Genomic DNA, 15811 nt, shown 5'->3' on the forward strand with positions numbered 1-15811 from the left:
TGTGCCCCGGCCCCGATTCCCGGTGAGGGTGACAATTTGGGTACGTGTGCATTGCGCGTAGACTCACATGCGTCATTTCACATGTGTGGCCAGCAGCCGAATCCGGCCCGCTCACATGCGGCCGTCGTCCCCGCGGGAGCAATACGGTGACCGAACACGACCCTGACACCGTGTCGTCTCCCACGGTCTCGCGGGCCGGCGACCGCATTCACCTCGTACACCACGGGAACCGGCCGCCGCACTGGCTCACCGAGCTCGCCGGGCGGCTCTCCCCTGTCCGCCCGGGCGAGGCCGTCGTAGTGGTCGGCGCGCCCCTGCACGAGGACAGTGCCGAGGCGTTGTGCGCGTGGCTGGCGCCGAGCCTGGACTCGGTCGCGGACGCGTAGGTGCGGCAGCTGACGCTGGTGATGTCCGCGGGCGCCCATGAGAGCGGGGGACGCCCATCGGCGGCCACGCTGATCTGCGAACGGTGGGGGCTGGACGTACTGGCGGCGGCCGGCACCGCGCTCGTCACCGCCGACGGCACCCTGTTCTCCCCGGACCTGCCGGGCGCCTCCGGCGGCTGGTGGCACTTCTCCCCCGGCACGGACGCCCGGCGGGTGAGCAGCCATCTGCCGCTCCCGGACTGGGAGATGGCCGTGCGGCGACTGGGCCGGCAGACAGTGGCCGGTCATGTGGTCGAGCCCGTTCCGGCCGACCTCGCCGTCCGGCCCGCGGGCCCGGCGCCCGTCACCGCCCACACCCGGCCGCACACGATCCCACCGGAGCGCGACCGGCCGCAGCTGATCCTCTCCTCCGCTCAGGTGCCCGCCGCCGTCCTCGCCGTGGTGATGGCCGCCCTGCCCGAACCCGGCGCGCGGCGCTCCGGTTGCTGTCGCTGGACGGGCAGCCGCTGCTGCGGCTCGGGGAGGAACTGGCGGACCTGCTGGACAGCGACGTCCATGTGGCCGTGGGCGCCCCGGTGGCGGCCCCGGCCGGCGCCTCGGCGGGCGACGCGGCGGTGGAGCTGTGGATGACCGACTCCCGCGGCCGACCGTCGTGGCGCCCCTTCGCCCGCACCGTGGTCTGCTCCCCGGTCAACCGGATGGGCGACCCCGCCGAGATCGCCGAAGCCATCGCCTGGCTCGCCTCGCCGGCCGCGTCCTTCGTCACCGGAACCGTCCTGCACGTCGATGGCGGCTCCAAGGCCCAGTAAGGGCCCCGCCGCCTGTCGGCCCGAACCGCCGCCGGCCGGCGGCGGTTGAGCGGGGTGGGTGGATCAGGCGGCGGGGACGGACTCCTCGGCGACGGCGGCACTTGAAGTGGGAGCGGCCTGGTGGTCCTTGCGGGACGGCTTGAGGAAGAGCGCGAGCAGGATGCCGACGGCGAGGGTCGGGGCGATCCAGAGGTAGCCGGTGGCGGTCGCGTGGGCGAAGGCACTCAGGGCGGTGTCGCGCAGGGCGGCGGGCAGCTGGCCGATGGTGTCGGGGCGGGCGGAGTCGAAGCCGCCTGCGGTGGGCAGGGCGTGGGTGCGGTCGGCGAAGCCGGTGTTGAGGAGGGTACCGAAGACGGCGACTCCGAAGGCCGCGCCGATGGAGCGGGCGAAGGTGACCACGGCGCTGGCGGCGCCGAGATCGGCGGCGGGCACGCTGTTCTGGACGGTGGTCAGGACGACCATCGGGACCATGCCGATGCCGACGCCGGTGATCAGGAAGTAGACGCTCAGCACGAGGGTGTTGGTGGCGGCGCCAATGGTGCCGAGCAGGAGCAGTCCGGCGAGGTTGGCGACCAGGCCGCCGAGCAGAATCTTCCGCAGCAGCTCGACGCGTGCGGCCCAGCGTCCGGCCAAAGACTGGCTGACGACCAGACCGGCGACCAGCGGCAGCATGTAGATGCCGGACAGGGTGGCCGAGACGCCGTGGACGATCTGCAGGTAGGTCGGTAGGTAGACCAGTACGGAGAACATCGCGGCGTTGGCGAAGAACGCGATCAGCGAGGAGAACACCACGGTCCGGGAGCCGAGCATCGCCGGTGGCAGGACCGGGGCGGCGGCGCGGCGCTCGACGGGGACCAGGAGCACGGCCAGCGCGACGGTGGCGACGATCAGGCCGACGATGGCCGGTGAGCCCCAGCCCCAGCGCTCACCGAAGGAGGTGACCAGGACCAGGCCGGTGGCGATCGCGGCCAGCAGGGTCGCGCCGAGGTAGTCGATGCGGGCCTTCGCGCCTCGGGTGGCCGAAGGCAGGGCACGGGCAGCGATGGTCAGGGCGACGATGCCGACGGGCAGGTTGACCAGGAACGCCCACCGCCAGGAGAGCTGGTCGGTGAAGACGCCGCCCAGCAGGGGGCCGACGATGCTGGCGACGCCGTAGACCGAGCCGAACATGCCCTGATAGCGGCCGCGTTCGCTCGGGGAGACGATGTCGCCGACGAGGGCGAAGGTCAGCACGATCATGCCGCCGCCTCCCACGCCCTGGAGGACGCGGGCGCCGATCAGCTCGGGCGGGTTCTGGGCCAGGCCGCAGGCCACCGAGGCGATCAGGAAGACGGTGGTCGAGGCGAGATAGAGCGGCTTGCGGCCGAACATGTCGCCGAGCTTGCCCCACAGCGGGGTGACGGCGGTCGACGCGAGCAGGTATGCGGCGCTGACCCAGGCGATGTCGTCGAACCCGTTCAGGTCCTCCGCTATCCGGGGCAGCGCGGTGGAGACGATTGTCTGGTCCAGAGCCGCGAGCAGGACGGCCAGGATCAGCGCACTCATCGCGGCGGCGACACCATCCGCCTTGGGCGATGAGGACTCAGATGCGTTCGACATGGAAGGTGCCTTTCTCGAAATGAAACAGGTAGATGGCGGTACATCTCTTATCTGTCACTTCGCTGTAGCACTTATGGCCCAGGGTTCTACTCCCGAGAGGCGTTAGATGTCTCAGGGATCACATTCCGGCACTAGACCCGGGCCGGTGAGAGCCGACGCAGCACGCAATCTGGAAGCCGTCCTGACCACCGGGGCACGCATGCTCGCCGCCGACCCCGGCGCCAGCATCGCGGGCATCGCCGCCGAGGCAGGTGTCGACCGGCGTACGGTCTACCGGCGCTTCGCCAACCGCGAGGACCTGCTCGCGGCCATCTACGAATCCCGCCTCACGGCCATCGAGCACGCCATCGAGGACGCGCGACTGCGTGAGGCCCCCGTCGCCGTCGCCCTGCACCGCTACGTCGAGCACCAGGATCATCAACCGGCTGCGCTGGCACCTGCACGAGATCGACCCCAGCCTGGACCCGCCAGCCCGCTGCCTCATCCGCACCAAACACCCCCAGGCGCTCGCCAAGGAGCCGGCCACCCAGGACGGAACCGTGGCCCGCCTGGCCCGCTGCCTGCTGGAGCAGTGCTGCCGGCTCACCGCCGAGATCCGCTCCTTCGAAGCGGACATCAGTGCCCTCGTCACCGACGCAGCGCCCAGCCTGCTGGCTATCCCCGACTGCGGCATTCTCAATGCGGCGAAGATCCTCGCAGAGACGGCCGACATCCGTCGGTTCCGGTCCAAGAGCGCCTACGCCCGCCACAACGGCACCGCACCGCTCCCCGTATGGTCGGGCAACCGCACACGCCATCGACTCTGCCGGACGGGCAATCGCCAACTCAACGCAGCCCTGCACCGGATCGCCGTCACGCAGGCGCACTATCACCCAGACGCCCGCACCTACCTACAGCGCCGACGAGAGGCCGGGAACACCAACACCGAAGCCGTTCGCGCCCTCCGGCGCCGTCTGTCGGACGTGGTCTACCGAGCCCTCCTCCGCGACGCCCAGACCAGCACCGAGCAAGCTGACCTCACGCAGGCCGCCTGATTGACATAGGAGCCATAGGACGCAACCCGCCCGCTTGCACCTCTCCGCTGGCCACGAGGGCAGCCTTCCACGGGCGAATCTGGGGAGGACCGGCGCTACGGGGAAGTGGGTGGGGAGGATCGACTACATAAGCTGCTGTGCGCCGGCGCAGGACGTCGGCGGAGTCGACTTCCTGTGTGCGCGCTTGTCCCTCGTCAGGACGGGTAGACGATCGAGCCCAGCGGTGGGCAGGGGATCAGCATGGTGCCGATGCCCGGGCGTTCGACGAAGGCCCGGGCTGCGGCGGCCTGTTCGCGTCGGGTGTCCAGATCGTCGGCGTGCCAGGCGTCGTGCCTGGCACGGGTGTAGTCCCACGAGTCGTCGATGAGGCTGAGGCTGACGTTGCCGGCGCTGCGCTGGAAGTCCGCCTTCACGGCGGCCTGTCGCAGTGCGGTCTGCGTGGCGGCGAGGTCGAGGCGGGTGATCAGCACGCCGGGGGTGTTCGGCTCGCGGGTCGGCATGGGGGCCTGCGGGAGCAGCGAGACCCCGGTGTCGAGGCGGCCGATGTTGTCGACGGTCGCCTGCTGGGCCTCCCTCGCCATGATCTGTATCTCCCGGTGCAGCCAGAAGAACTCGTCGAGGTCGGCCGGGGTGACGCGCATCCGCTCGTACAGGGCCTGGAACCGGGGGTCGTGGTGCAGCGGGCGCACGAGCGGCATGTGGAACGCCACGCAGTCGTTGAACCCGTTCGCCACGGCGGCGTCGAAGTGGAGGAGGCCCTGATCCACCTGCCCCTGTGCAATGGCCAGACCGCCGAGGCCCGAGTGGCCCGACGCGACGAGCCACCTGCCGTCGCGGCCGAGCGCCGAGGCGCGCACGACGATGTCGTGGAGGCCGGCGACGACGTCGACGCCCCGCGGGGTGAGGCCATGGGTCATGACCGCCACCTGAAGATCGTGCACGCGGGCGGTCAGTGACGTGACGGTGTCGGCCATGGATCTCCTCGATGGTGGTGAGGGTGGCAGGTGCTCAGGCTCGGGCCAGCCAGCCTTCTTCAAGACCGTCAAGGACGAACCCGTTGTCGAAGCGCACCCGGTAGGTCGTCCGAGCGCCCGCTCCGGCGTTGACCGCTCCCACCCGGGCGACGTTCTGGCGGAGGTCATCGATCAGGCTCGCCGCGAACGCGTCGAACCGATGGCCGCGACTTTGCTGATCGAAGCTCGCGAGGTAGTCCTGGCCCGCGCGGCCGGCTTCCGTGGTCGAGCCCATGACCGTTCCCGCCAGGCCCTCGGCGAGGAACAGCGGACCGGGGACGCCGCCGCTGGTCGCGGTGTCACCTGCGGTGACCTGCGCATCCCTGGTCAGCGTGACCCTCGTGCCGGCCTCGTACGGCATGGGCGCCCCCTGTTGTTCGATCTTGGACTCGCAAGCGTAGTCGAATTACCTTGGGGAGAAACGGTGTTCGACGAAGCTCGGGAGCTTCACGGTCAGCAGACCGGGACGGGGGTGCCGCGCAGGAGGAGCGGGCGGGCGGCGCCGTGTTCCCAGGCGTGCCAGGCATCGTGGACGCGGCCGGCGTCGTCGGACTGCATGACGGTGTCGAGCAGATGGCGGGGGATCCAGTGCAGGGACCGGATGTCCGGCGGCAGGCGGTGGAGGTTCATGGTCCTGGCCTGCCGTGTGGTCACGACACCGCCGACGTAGACGAGGTTGAGCGCCTCAGGGGGACCGCGCCTTGTAGCTGAAAGGCCGCTGCGGCTGAGCCCGTAGGCTGCGGAGCATGGCGAGATTCGATGAGGTCATGGCGACGTTCTGGGGGGACGGCGACTACGGCGTCCAACAGGCGCTGACGGACGAGATGGTCCGGGAGGCCGAGCGCGTGCTCGGCGTGTCTCTGCCCTCGGCTCTGCTTGACCTTCTGCGGGTTCAGAACGGCGGCGTCGTGTCCGCTGATCACGATGCGTTTCCCACCAGCCGACGAACCTCGTGGAGTGAAGACCACATTCCCTTTGACGACCTGATGGGCATCGGCCGACGCGGCGGGACGACTTCGTTGCTCGACACGCCATACCTGGTCGAGGAGTGGGGTATGCCAGCACCTCTTGTGCTGCTTTCCGGCGATGGGCACTCCTGGATCGGGCTTGACTACCGCGCCTGCGGGCGGGACGGCGAGCCCTCGGTCGCATGGTTCGAGACCGACTTCAACACGGAGCTCGTCCTGGCTGCGGATTTTCGTTCGTTCGTCGAGGGCCTCACTGCGGCCAGCGCGTTCGGTGACGGCTGTACTGGCACCCCTGCGTCGGCTTGAGGATCGTGAGGCCGTCCGGGCGATCACGACTTGGCCGTCCTGAGCACGCGGGGCAGGTGGACGTGGAGGTGCTCGACTTCGACTTCACGGCCGCTCTCACGAAGTGCTCGTGCAAGGAGTTCTGTAAGTCCGCTGGCCCTTTTCCGGACCAAGGAATTGATCAGGAGATGGTCATGCTTCCGGCGCGGGCTATCAGGTACGCGGCCCGCTCGTACGACAGCCGACCGTGCCCGGAGTGAGGCAGAGGCCGACATCTCAAGAGTGCGAGGTCATGTGGCCGAAGCAGTTGACCCTGCCGCAGGGGCGACCTCTCAGTATGGCGGGCATGACTACGAGAACCAGTGAGCGGGGGGCGAGTTTGGAGGCGTCGTCGCGGCGGACGACGGCGGGGCCGAGCCCGAGCTGGGTGAAGAAGCGGTCCAGGGCGATGAGGTGGGCGTTGACGGTGTTCGCGGCGCGGCCGAGGACGGACTTCATGTGGGTCTTGTAGTCGCGGACGGCGAAGTCGCGGTCGTGGGCGTTGGCGAGCGGGTCGCCGTCCAGTCCGCTGCCCTCCAGCCAGACCAGGAAGGTCCGGACGCGGGAGTCATAGGCGCGGCGGGTGTCGCCGTCCAGCGGCGCCCGCGGCGTGAAAATCCGGCTGGCCCGCCGGATCGTGGAGGTGCTGCCGCCGCGACGGTTATCTGGGGGTTGTCAACCGTTCTAGCTGGTGAGCGCCTTGCAGGCCGTTAAGACACGTTGCATATGTCGGCGATATGCCGTGCTGCTTAGGCTTCAGGGATGCGCGTGCTGATCGTGGAGGACGAGCCCTACCTGGCCGAAGCCGTCCGTGACGGTCTCCGGCTGGAAGCGATCGCTGCCGACATCGCCAGCGACGGCAACACCGCCCTGGAACTGCTCAGCATCAACTCCTACGACCTCGCGGTCCTCGACCGCGACATCCCCGGCCCCTCCGGCGACGAGATCGCCCGACGAATCGTCGCCTCCGGCAGCGGCATCCCGATCCTCATGCTCACCGCTGCCGACCGGATCGACGACAAGGCGTCCGGGTTCGAGCTCGGCGCCGATGACTACCTCACGAAGCCGTTCGAGCTCCGGGAGCTCGTCATGCGGCTGCGGGCGCTGGACCGCAGACGCGTGCACGCCCGACCCCCGGTCAGCGAGATCGCAGGCCTGCGGCTGGACCCCTTCCGCCGGGAGGTCTTCCGCGACGGACGCTACGTCGCGCTCACCCGGAAGCAGTTCGCCGTGCTCGAAGTCCTCGTCGCCGCCGAAGGCGGTGTCGTCAGCGCCGAAGAACTCTTGGAGCGGGCCTGGGACGCCAACGCCGACCCCTTCACCAACGCCGTCCGCATCACCGTCTCCGCCCTGCGCAAACGACTCGGCGAACCACGGCTCATCGCCACGGTGTCCGGCGTCGGCTACCGAATCGACACCGGCTTGGACACCACCCACCCTGGCAGCACTCATGAATAGGCGCCCAGGGCTCAGCGCCCGCCTGAAACTCACCATCAGCTACGCCGGATTCCTCCTCATCGCCGGCACTCTCCTGCTGGCCGTGGTATGGGTGTTCCTGCTGCGCTACGTACCCGACAGCCCCCAGGGCCTCCTCGGGGTCGCACCCAACCGCTACCTCCTCGTGCGGATGTTCGCCCCCGCCGCGGCCATAGCACTGGCCTTCCTGCTGGTGTTCGGCCTCCTGGGAGGATGGATCCTCGCCGGCCGGATGCTCGCACCACTCACACGGATCGCAGACGCGGCACGGATGGCCGCGAACGGATCACTGTCCCACCGGGTCCGCATGCAAGGTCCCAAAGACGAATTCCGCGAACTCGCCGACGTGTTCGACATCATGCTCGAACAACTCGAATCGCACGTTACCGAACAGCAACGATTCGCCGCGAACGCCTCCCACGAACTGCGCACCCCGCTGGCGATCTCGCAGACACTCCTCGACCTCGCCCGCAACGATCCCACGCGGGACCAGGGCGAACTCATCGAACGCCTCCACACCGTGAACACGCGGGCGATCGACCTCACCGAGGCACTCCTGCTACTCAGCCGCGTCGACCGCAAGAGCTTCACCCGCGAGCCCGTCGACCTGTCCCTCATCGCCGAAGAAGCCACCGAAACGATGCTTCCCCTCGCCGAAAAACGCCAGATCACGCTCGACGTCACCGGAGAGAAGGCACAGACCCTCGGCTCCGCGGCGCTCATTCTGCGGATGGTGACCAACCTCGTCCAGAACGCCATCGTCCACAACTTCCCCTCCGGCGGCACCGTCACAGTTCACACCGAATCGCAGCACGACGTGAGCGTGTTGCGGGTCGAGAACACCGGCCCTCCGCTCCTACCGGAACTGGTACCGACCCTCACCGAACCCTTCCAACGCGGAACTGAACGCATACGCACCGACGAGCATGCCGGCGTCGGCCTCGGGCTGGCCATCGTGCACAGCATCGTCCAAGGACACGACGGGACCCTCGAACTCACACCCCGCCCCACCGGCGGACTCCTCGTCACGATCCGACTTCCCGGCACGCCGCAGGCATCGGCCCCGAGCGAGGCCCATCAGTGTCCTGCACCAGGAGCTGCCTGCCCTTGAGCTTTGCCCTGGCGCTGCTTTGCCAGGGCCATGCCCTCACGGATGCGCAGGCGCCCTGGGTAGGCCTCGAACTCAGCAGCCGTGGCAAGGGGTTGTCAGAGCACGCGTCCGAACGGCCCGCCGACTCCTTCTGGATGCTCGGCGGTGCGGTGTTCACCGACGAGTCGTCCAGCCCCTGCCGTAGCCGGGCTGCCGCGATCACCAGCGGCAGGACCATCTCACTGCCCGCTTGCGCCGGTTCCTTGATGCCGGGCATTCGGTGTGTCGCGAGCGTATCGAAAATCGCATACGCCGCCGCATCAGTCCTCCGTCTTCAGTGGAGGCACGGACCACATGGGCGGTGATCGGCTGCCGATAGCGGTCGCCGTCAGGCCTGCAACGGTCGGTTTGTCGATCAGGAAAGGACCGTGATCATGGACTCGGATTTCGTACGTGGTATCAATCGGCGGCGGCTGCTCGGGGGCGGGTTGGCGGCCGTCGGCGTGGTGGCGGCCGGAGCGCCGCTGGTGGGCGCCCAACCCGGCCACGCCGACCCGGCCCCAACCGACTCCGACACCCCACCGGACACCCGTCCCGGCGGAGCCTACGACCGGTACGTGGCGAAGTTGGCCGCCGAGGGGAAGTTCTCCGGCGTGGTGCTGTTGTCGCACCGGGGCCGGACGGTGCTGTCCCGCAGCTACGGCATGGCCGACAATGAGAAGGGGATCCGCAACAGCGAGGGCGTCGCGTTCAGCCTCAGCTCGGCGGGCAAGCCGTTCGGCGCGGTGGCCATCTTGCAGCTGGCACAGCAGGGCGAGCTGAGCCTGTCGGACACGGTGGGCACCCACCTGAAGGGCTTCGCCAAGGACATCGCCGAGCAGGTGACCATCCACCACCTGCTCTCCGGCACCTCCGGGCTGAGCACCCCGGATGAGGACGTGCAACGCATCTTCCAGAGCCGGGAGGAGGTGCACGAGTACTACGAGCAGTGGGTCCGGCAGTCCAAGCTGGTGGCTGCCCCCGGCACCCGCACCAGCCACTCCGGCGCCGATGTCGGCATCCCCGCGTTGATTGTGGAGGCCGTGAGCGGCAAGACGTACTGGGACTACGTGCGGGAGAACATCTTCGGGCGCTGCGGCATGACCGGCTCGGCGTTCTACACGAGGCCGCAGTGGCTCACCGACGAGCACATCGCGCACCCGTACATGACGCTGGCCGACGGCAGCCAGGTGGACGCGGTCCGCAACCTGGACAAGGGCAGCCCGTCCCCGGACGTACTAGGCAAGAACCCGGGCCGCAGCTTCATCGATGCTCCCGGGGACGGCGGCTTCGTCACCGCGCCGGATCTGGTCCGGTTCGCGCGCGCGCTGGGCGACGGCACGGTGCTGGACCGGCCCTGGGCCGAGTTGCTCACCGGGGCCAAAATCCCCCACAGCGGTTCGTCGTTCGGGGCCTACGACATGCCGGTCCATATCGTCAACGGCCAGTGGGTGTTCGGGCGCGGCGGTGGCAACCCCGGTGTCAGCGCCAACTGGAACATCTACCCGTACACCGGCTGGGTCGGCGTAGTCCTCGGCAACTGCGACGGCCTGCCGCTGCAGGAGATCACCGAGCGGGAGATGCAGGCCATCACCGGGGCTTCGCCCGGCGACGGGAATGGTGGCTGAAACGGTCCGGCGGCAGACACGGAGAGAAGGGATCTCCTCCAGCCCGGTCTGCCGGGCACGCGCAGGGCGCCATCGGCGGACGCTGACACCGCCCGTTGGCCCTGAGGAACTCCAACGGACAACCGTCACATCTGTTGGGACATCGAAGAAATCGCTCTGACCTGCGGGGAGATTTCGCGGTCGGACGCAAGCGGAGGTAGCGTGATCATCAAGGGGTGGCACGGCTGGTTCGGTACGTTCACTGGCGTGGCAATCATCACGGTGGCCGTACTGCCGTTGGCTGCGCTGGCGGTGTGGGCTCCAGCAGCCCGGCGACGTGCCACCGGCACCACGCCGGCGGGGGCGTGGCGCACGTCGCCGGCCGAGGTCGGCATCGTCTACGGAACGGTGCCGTGGGTATGGGTGATCATGTTGCCGGGCGGCCGGGCCGGCACCGCCCCCGCTCGGGTGAGCCTGATACCGCTGCGTGACCTGTCTCACATCCTCGCAGCCGGGTCGGCGACGGCGACGGGCCAGGTCGTCGGCAACCTGCTGGTGTTCGCGGCGCTGGGGCTCTTCGCCCCGCTGCGGTTCGCGGCGCTGGCGTCGGTACCGCGGATCCTGGCGCTCGCGGCGGGCTGCTCGGTCCTGGTCGAGACCGCGCAGTACGTCCTGCGGCTGGACCGGGTGTCCTCTGTGGACGACGTACTGCTCAACACCGCCGGCGCCGGGCTGGCCGCGCTGGCGTCACGCCGCTGGTGGCGCGCTACGGCCAGAGGGTCGTCAGACCGACCTCGATCGGCCCCGGTACGGGGCTCCACCACCCCGCTCACGGAACCGGAGCCGTGTAGCGACACTCTAGTAGGGCTCCGTTAGGTCTGCCTAGCGGTCCTGTTTAGGGGCACGTTAGGGGTGTGGATGCACATGAAGTGAATCGTGTTCGGGCCGAATTGGCGTTGTTCGTGGCCGATGTGTTCGCGTCGGTGCCGCGCAAGGATCAGCGGGCGAAGGGTGACTGCTATCTGCGCGGGCTGATGCTGGACGGCCGGCGTAAGTCGATCCAGCCGATGGCGGAGCGGCTGCCGGATGGCAACGAGCAGAACCTGCAGCAGTTCGTGAACCAGTCGACCTGGGATCCGGTGCCGGTGCGGCGGCGGATCGCCCAGCGGATGGTGCCGCTGATCGGGCCGGATGCCTGGGCGGTCGATGATGTGTCCTTCCCGAAGGACGGGAAGATGTCGGTGGCTGTCGCGCGCCAGTAATGCGGGGCGCTGGGCAAGCGGGCCAACTGCCAGGTCGCGGTGAGCGTGCACGCGGTCTGCGATACCGCGTCCAGTCCGCTGCAGTGGCGCACGTTCGTGCCCCAGGAGTGGGCGGACGATCCGGAACGGCGGCACACGACCGGGATACCGCAGGAGGTCGGGCACCGGGAGAAGTGGCGCCTGGCCCTGGACAGTATCGATGAGCTGGCCGGGTGGGGGCTGGTGCCGCCGGTGGTGGTGGCCGACGCCGGCTACGGGCAGAACGCCGACTTCCGCGACGGCCTGGACAGCCGGGGCATCGGCTATGTCGTCGCGGTCCGCTCTGATGTGACCGTCCACCCGCACCACGCCGAGCCGGTCGCGCCGCCCTGATGTGGCAACGGTCCCAAGCCGCAGCCCCGCTACCGGGACAAGCCGACCCCGGTGGCCGCACTGGCGGCCGGCCACGGACGGCAGGCGTTCACCGAGGTCACCTGGCGGGAAGGCTCCCGCGGACCGATGCGCTCGCACTTCCTGGCGCTGCGGGTGCGGCCGGCCGGCGTCCGCGCCCGTCGTCTGGCCCGGGCCGCCGCCACCGCCGAACACGGCCGCTGGGACGGTGTCCTGCCCGAGGTCACGCTGCTGGTCGAATGACCCGAAGGCACCGAAGCGCCCACCGACTACTGGCTGTCCAACCTGCCTGCCGAGATCACGCCGGCCGAACTGGTCCGCCTGGCCAAGATCCGCTGGCGCATCGAGCACAACTACCGCGAACTCAAGCACGGCCTCGGCCTGGACCACTTCGAAGGCCGCTCCTGGAACGGGTGGCATCACCACGTCACCCTCGTCACCGCCGCCCACGCGTTCCTCACCGGACAGCGGCCGGCCCCAAAAGCCGATGGGTGCGGATCCTTTGAAGTGACGGTCAGGATCAAGCGGTGAGGGTGTAGCCCTGCTGGTCGGGCCTGCGATAGAGGCGTTGGAGTTCGCGGGCTGTGTGGAAGGTCCAGTAGTCCTCGAAGTCGCCGTTCGTGATCAGTGCGCGGAGTTGGAGGACGGCTTCGGCGCCGTCGAGTCCCCAACGGGCGCCGGTGATGTCCAGGCGGTCGCCGATCAGTTGCCGACACGCGCCTTCGACGGCGCCGGTGGCGATCGGCCAGCCGGCCGCGAGGGCGGTGTCGTAGTGAAGCTGGTCGAGGTGACCGGTGAGGTAGCGGGCGCAGGTGGTGACGGCGTCGCAGCGGGTGGCGGGAAGCTGTTCGGCTGCGGCTTGGGCGGTCATCTCGGTGGCTGTGCGGCCGGCTTGTCCGGCGAGGATCGCGCTGAGTTTGTCCGCAGCCCAGGTCTCGGCCTCGCGGCTGCCGACCGGGTAGAAGGCGTGCGCGGCCGTCCAGCAGTGTTCGGCGACATGAGCGAAGTCGAGCAGGATGTTCAGGTGGATGCCCCGGCGGGTGGCTTCGTCCTGGATCAGGTCGAGTTGATGGCGGGCGCCGTCGACGAGCACGATCCAGTCCCGCAGACATTGCGGGTCACGGGAGGCGGCCTGCGCGAAGGCGTCGGCGACGACCTGTTCCGGAGGACGGATCACCGAGGCAGTGCACCATTTCTGCTTCGCTGTCGGGCCCGGCCTGGGCGGCCTGGCTGTGCTGCGACCGCCGGGCGGGTGCACGATGTCGTGCGGCCGGAACAGCGTCGAAGACGCAGGCCACGGTCGCCATGCGCTTGCGGTTGGGTTTCTCGCCCGGGGCCAGGCGTCCGCGTCGACCGGCCGCCGTGGTCTTGGCCGCGGCTCGGCGGGTGGCTTCCCTCAGTGCCTCGGGGCGCATCACCCCGCCCTTGCCGTCGACCTGGATGATCAGTGGCATCTCGCGGGTGCACGGGGTGGGGATCTTCGCCGTGTAGTAAGCGGCGATGTCGATGGCGGAGGCGACCACCAGTTCTTTGAGGCGGCGTTTGCCCAGCACTTTCCCGCACCGCCGCTCGATCGCGGCGGCGGCCTGGTCGAACGAGCCTCTGACGGCTTCGAGGTCCGCGAGCCGGGCCAGTCCTCGTGAGTGCCGACCAGCGGGCAGCGACAACGCTTCGTCCGCCGGATGCACGTTGGCAACACCGCGGCCGCGGTAGGCGATCCGGGTCACCCGAACCGGTCCGAACACGCAGGTCAGCAGGCGGTGGTGACCTCGCTCCCGCCAGGTCCGAGGCTGTCCTTCCGGACCGAGTAACGGCGGCTGCCCTCCGTCCGCTTGAAGCGTGGCCTCCTCCCTGGCTCGCTGATCGAGGTGGTTCTGCATCAACTGGCGCAGCAGTTCGCGTCCCAGCACTTCGAGCTGCGCCTCCAGTTCATCGTGGGACATGTTTGCCGCTGGGCCGTCGGCCAGCGTCGAGATGAGGCGTTCGAGGGCGTCACGGGAGGCGGAGTACGGATCAGGCTCGGTTGAGGCGTCGTACGGTTCCATCGAGGGCTCTTCTTCGGGAGTGATTCGCATCGGTTGGCACCTACGAATCTACGGAGAAGAGCCCTTGGTCACTGGAAGTTGGTCCGGTCGCGTCCCGGGCCTTGTCGGGCGAGGGTGAACTGTCCCGGCGTGTCCTCGTCCAGCCAGCCGCGCTCCACCAGACGCTTCAGCTTTCCCCGGGTCCCCTCAATCTTTCCGGTTGTCGTCGGCAGCCCGATCCGCGGCACGATCTGCTTGGCCTGCACCGGTCCCGGCGCATCAGCGATGACCTCCACGATGTCGCGATACATATCCGGCAACACCGCCACGACCAGCCCCTCCGGCGCATCGCCCGACCCAATGTCCGGTTCGGCCTCCGCGGCCGACAGCTCCGCCAGCACCTGCGTGACGGTCTCCCGTGTGATCTCCAGGCGCGAGAGATCCTCCCGTGCCTGCTCCAACCGGATGGCCAACTCTGCAGCCTCAGACTGGAGTTCCTCCACACGGCGTCGAGCCGCTGCCTCCCGCGCCTGGAGCTCTTCCGTCAACGACACCATGGCGCCCCACCTCCACTCCACAACGGTAGGAGGACCACGGCGCCACCACACAACAACTGGCTTCTTCCCAGATCAGTCCGCAGGTTCAGGCCCGAGCCTCCTGATGACGTCGTGCATCTCCGCCTCGTCTGCCTCGTAAACCGTCTCCCCCATGCGTGGACCCCGGGCGTGAAGCATGTGGATCAGCGGCCCGTTGGGCGTCCCCAGGCGGACGAGAGACGCCGAAGGACCGTGGACTGCACGCTCGGTGCCCGGCTGGGCGGTCAGGTCGATGCGGCTGACAACCCCCGGGGTGACCCAGACCGTCGCTTGCTCCAGACGCGCCAGAATCTGCAGGTGGAAGTGCCCGCACAAGATAAGCTGGACGTCTGTCCCGCGAATCGTCTCAGCCAGCTCGGCAGGGTTCTCAAGCCCCAGCGCCTGCTGGACCTCGACGTCCAGGACGGCCGGCGGATGGTGGAAGGCCAGGACGGTGCCCGACGGGGCAGGGTCGGCCAGCAGTTCCCGCAGCCAGTCGAGCTGGCCACTGTCCAGGCGGCCGTAGCCCTTGCCCGGAACGAGCGTGTCCAGTGTGATCAACCGCCATCCGCCTACGGTGCTTACCGCCGCCCGCTCACCTGCCGCCCCCTCGTACACAGCCTCGGGCTGTCTGTGGCCACTGCCGAGTACTTCGCGGAACGCGATGCGGTCGTCGTGGTTACCCGTCGTGTAGAACACCTCCGCCCCTCGCCGACTGGCGTAGGCGGACACGAGCCCGCGTGCCCGCGTGTACGCCGCCCGGGAACCGTCGTCCGCAACATCACCAGTGATGACCACCGCATCGAAGTTGTCCAGGTATTGGAGTTCGTCCAGCAGAAAGCGCAGCGCCGCAGTGCCGTCTGCCCCGTCGGCGTCCGGGGCGCCCGCCTCATCGAGATGAGTGTCAGAGAGATGCAAGATCCGCATCGTCCGAACGTAGCCTCCGCCATCGCGTCGGGCCAGGTTCTTTCCCAACGGATGGACCTGCACCTACCGACTCCTGTTGCTGCCCAAGCGGACCAGCTGAACTACGGCCTCACGGCGTGATCCCGACCGTCACTTCAAAGGATCCGCACCCTTCGAAGTTCCTGGAGTTCTGCCGCTACCTGCGCTCCTTGCGCCCTGCCACGGTGCGGATCGCCATCATCTGCGACAACTACTCCCCACACCTGACCACAAAACGCTGCCGGCGGGTCACGACATGGGCAGAGGCAA

At 68.9% G+C, this 15811-nt stretch carries 16 protein-coding genes and 4 pseudogenes; 12 read left to right on the forward strand and 8 right to left on the reverse strand.

Features of this window, described 5'->3' with window-relative positions:
* Positions 1–170 precede the first annotated feature (170 nt).
* From ACH47Z_RS42290 to ACH47Z_RS42300, 3 genes are read left to right on the forward strand one after another with little or no spacing between them, the layout of a single operon-like run.
* Positions 171–386: a hypothetical protein gene (locus tag ACH47Z_RS42290; protein ID WP_399084348.1), complete on the forward strand. Its 216-nt coding sequence runs from the start codon at positions 171–173 to the stop codon at positions 384–386.
* Positions 387–1016 carry a hypothetical protein gene (locus tag ACH47Z_RS42295; RefSeq protein WP_399084351.1) on the forward strand — a complete coding sequence of 210 codons (630 nt, stop codon included), beginning with the start codon at positions 387–389 and terminating at the stop codon, positions 1014–1016.
* Positions 1013–1195 carry an SDR family oxidoreductase gene (locus tag ACH47Z_RS42300; RefSeq protein WP_399084354.1) on the forward strand — a complete coding sequence of 61 codons (183 nt, stop codon included), beginning with the start codon at positions 1013–1015 and terminating at the stop codon, positions 1193–1195. The genes ACH47Z_RS42295 and ACH47Z_RS42300 overlap by 4 nt, the downstream gene beginning before the upstream one ends.
* Positions 1196–1258: 63 nt before the next feature.
* Here ACH47Z_RS42300 and ACH47Z_RS42305 read toward each other — a convergent pair whose 3' ends face one another.
* A complete protein-coding gene (locus ACH47Z_RS42305) occupies positions 1259–2794 on the reverse strand; it encodes an MDR family MFS transporter (RefSeq protein WP_399084357.1) in 1536 nt (511 codons plus the stop codon).
* 199 nt (positions 2795–2993) lie between these two features.
* On the opposite strand from ACH47Z_RS42305, the pseudogene ACH47Z_RS42310 reads away from it, so the two are divergent.
* Together ACH47Z_RS42310 and ACH47Z_RS42315 are read left to right on the forward strand one after the other, a co-directional pair.
* Positions 2994–3203 (forward strand): annotated as a pseudogene (locus ACH47Z_RS42310) (TetR family transcriptional regulator); the annotation flags it as partial.
* 130 nt (positions 3204–3333) lie between these two features.
* Positions 3334–3828, forward strand: a complete 495-nt coding sequence (locus ACH47Z_RS42315; protein WP_399084399.1) for a transposase — start codon at positions 3334–3336, stop codon at positions 3826–3828.
* A gap of 194 nt (positions 3829–4022) precedes the next feature.
* Here the strand turns inward: ACH47Z_RS42315 and ACH47Z_RS42320 are convergent, their stop codons facing one another.
* The 3 genes from ACH47Z_RS42320 to ACH47Z_RS42330 form a co-directional block, all read right to left on the reverse strand.
* On the reverse strand, positions 4023–4802 hold the full coding sequence (locus tag ACH47Z_RS42320) for a hypothetical protein (RefSeq protein WP_399084360.1): 780 nt from the start codon (positions 4800–4802) through the stop codon (positions 4023–4025).
* A gap of 34 nt (positions 4803–4836) precedes the next feature.
* Entirely contained in the window at positions 4837–5202 is a 366-nt protein-coding gene (locus ACH47Z_RS42325) for a hypothetical protein (protein WP_399084363.1), read from the reverse strand.
* 92 nt (positions 5203–5294) lie between these two features.
* Positions 5295–5471: a hypothetical protein gene (locus ACH47Z_RS42330; RefSeq protein ID WP_399084366.1), complete on the reverse strand. Its 177-nt coding sequence runs from the start codon at positions 5469–5471 to the stop codon at positions 5295–5297.
* 116 nt (positions 5472–5587) lie between these two features.
* Here ACH47Z_RS42330 and ACH47Z_RS42335 point away from each other — a divergent pair, with 116 nt between their 5' ends.
* Positions 5588–6115, forward strand: coding sequence for an SMI1/KNR4 family protein (locus ACH47Z_RS42335; protein ID WP_399084369.1), 528 nt, complete (start codon positions 5588–5590; stop codon positions 6113–6115).
* A gap of 255 nt (positions 6116–6370) precedes the next feature.
* On the opposite strand, the gene ACH47Z_RS42340 is transcribed toward ACH47Z_RS42335, so the two are convergent.
* The gene (locus ACH47Z_RS42340; protein ID WP_399084372.1) at positions 6371–6592 is read right to left on the reverse strand and encodes a hypothetical protein; all 222 of its coding nucleotides are present in this window, start codon (positions 6590–6592) and stop codon (positions 6371–6373) included.
* 303 nt (positions 6593–6895) lie between these two features.
* Between ACH47Z_RS42340 and ACH47Z_RS42345 the strand changes: the two genes are divergently transcribed.
* The 5 genes and pseudogenes from ACH47Z_RS42345 to ACH47Z_RS42365 all read left to right on the forward strand — a co-directional run bounded on the left by ACH47Z_RS42345 (position 6896) and on the right by ACH47Z_RS42365 (position 12528).
* The gene (locus tag ACH47Z_RS42345; protein ID WP_399084375.1) at positions 6896–7591 is read left to right on the forward strand and encodes a response regulator transcription factor; all 696 of its coding nucleotides are present in this window, start codon (positions 6896–6898) and stop codon (positions 7589–7591) included.
* On the forward strand, positions 7584–8720 hold the full coding sequence (locus tag ACH47Z_RS42350; protein ID WP_399084378.1) for a sensor histidine kinase: 1137 nt from the start codon (positions 7584–7586) through the stop codon (positions 8718–8720). The genes ACH47Z_RS42345 and ACH47Z_RS42350 overlap by 8 nt, the downstream gene beginning before the upstream one ends.
* A gap of 413 nt (positions 8721–9133) precedes the next feature.
* A complete protein-coding gene (locus ACH47Z_RS42355) occupies positions 9134–10366 on the forward strand; it encodes a serine hydrolase domain-containing protein (protein WP_399084381.1) in 1233 nt (410 codons plus the stop codon).
* Positions 10367–10567: 201 nt separating this feature from the next.
* Positions 10568–11221: a VanZ family protein gene (locus ACH47Z_RS42360; protein WP_399084384.1), complete on the forward strand. Its 654-nt coding sequence runs from the start codon at positions 10568–10570 to the stop codon at positions 11219–11221.
* Positions 11222–11259: 38 nt separating this feature from the next.
* Positions 11260–12528 (forward strand): annotated as a pseudogene (locus tag ACH47Z_RS42365) (IS701 family transposase).
* On the opposite strand, the pseudogene ACH47Z_RS42370 reads toward ACH47Z_RS42365, so the two are convergent.
* The 3 genes and pseudogenes from ACH47Z_RS42370 to ACH47Z_RS42380 form a co-directional block, all read right to left on the reverse strand.
* Positions 12518–13315: pseudogene (locus ACH47Z_RS42370) on the reverse strand (ISKra4 family transposase); the annotation flags it as partial. The pseudogenes ACH47Z_RS42365 and ACH47Z_RS42370 sit on opposite strands and share 11 nt — an antisense overlap.
* Positions 13316–14110: 795 nt before the next feature.
* On the reverse strand, positions 14111–14578 hold the full coding sequence (locus ACH47Z_RS42375) for a hypothetical protein (protein WP_399084387.1): 468 nt from the start codon (positions 14576–14578) through the stop codon (positions 14111–14113).
* 72 nt (positions 14579–14650) lie between these two features.
* Positions 14651–15523 carry a metallophosphoesterase family protein gene (locus ACH47Z_RS42380; protein WP_399084390.1) on the reverse strand — a complete coding sequence of 291 codons (873 nt, stop codon included), beginning with the start codon at positions 15521–15523 and terminating at the stop codon, positions 14651–14653.
* Between the two features lie 137 nt (positions 15524–15660).
* Between ACH47Z_RS42380 and ACH47Z_RS42385 the strand changes: the two are divergent.
* A pseudogene (locus ACH47Z_RS42385) lies at positions 15661–15811 on the forward strand (IS630 family transposase); the annotation flags it as partial.

It is taken from the genome of Streptomyces sp. NPDC020192 (genome assembly GCF_044388685.1).
In the GTDB taxonomy this organism is placed as follows: domain Bacteria; phylum Actinomycetota; class Actinomycetes; order Streptomycetales; family Streptomycetaceae; genus Streptomyces.

Bases quoted from the DNA above. Each gene is read 5' to 3' on its own strand.
- ACH47Z_RS42340 (WP_399084372.1), bottom strand. From the start codon at position 6,592: ATGAAGTCCGTCCTCGGCCGCGCCGCGAACACCGTCAACGCCCACCTC.
- ACH47Z_RS42375 (WP_399084387.1), bottom strand. From the start codon at position 14,578: ATGGTGTCGTTGACGGAAGAGCTCCAGGCGCGGGAGGCAGCGGCTCGA.
- ACH47Z_RS42350 (WP_399084378.1), top strand. From the start codon at position 7,584: ATGAATAGGCGCCCAGGGCTCAGCGCCCGCCTGAAACTCACCATCAGC.
- ACH47Z_RS42380 (WP_399084390.1), bottom strand. From the start codon at position 15,523: ATGCGGATCTTGCATCTCTCTGACACTCATCTCGATGAGGCGGGCGCC.
- ACH47Z_RS42320 (WP_399084360.1), bottom strand. From the start codon at position 4,802: ATGGCCGACACCGTCACGTCACTGACCGCCCGCGTGCACGATCTTCAG.
- ACH47Z_RS42325 (WP_399084363.1), bottom strand. From the start codon at position 5,202: ATGCCGTACGAGGCCGGCACGAGGGTCACGCTGACCAGGGATGCGCAG.
- ACH47Z_RS42355 (WP_399084381.1), top strand. From the start codon at position 9,134: ATGGACTCGGATTTCGTACGTGGTATCAATCGGCGGCGGCTGCTCGGG.
- ACH47Z_RS42335 (WP_399084369.1), top strand. From the start codon at position 5,588: ATGGCGAGATTCGATGAGGTCATGGCGACGTTCTGGGGGGACGGCGAC.
- ACH47Z_RS42330 (WP_399084366.1), bottom strand. From the start codon at position 5,471: ATGAACCTCCACCGCCTGCCGCCGGACATCCGGTCCCTGCACTGGATC.
- ACH47Z_RS42345 (WP_399084375.1), top strand. From the start codon at position 6,896: ATGCGCGTGCTGATCGTGGAGGACGAGCCCTACCTGGCCGAAGCCGTC.
- ACH47Z_RS42305 (WP_399084357.1), bottom strand. From the start codon at position 2,794: ATGTCGAACGCATCTGAGTCCTCATCGCCCAAGGCGGATGGTGTCGCC.
- ACH47Z_RS42300 (WP_399084354.1), top strand. From the start codon at position 1,013: ATGACCGACTCCCGCGGCCGACCGTCGTGGCGCCCCTTCGCCCGCACC.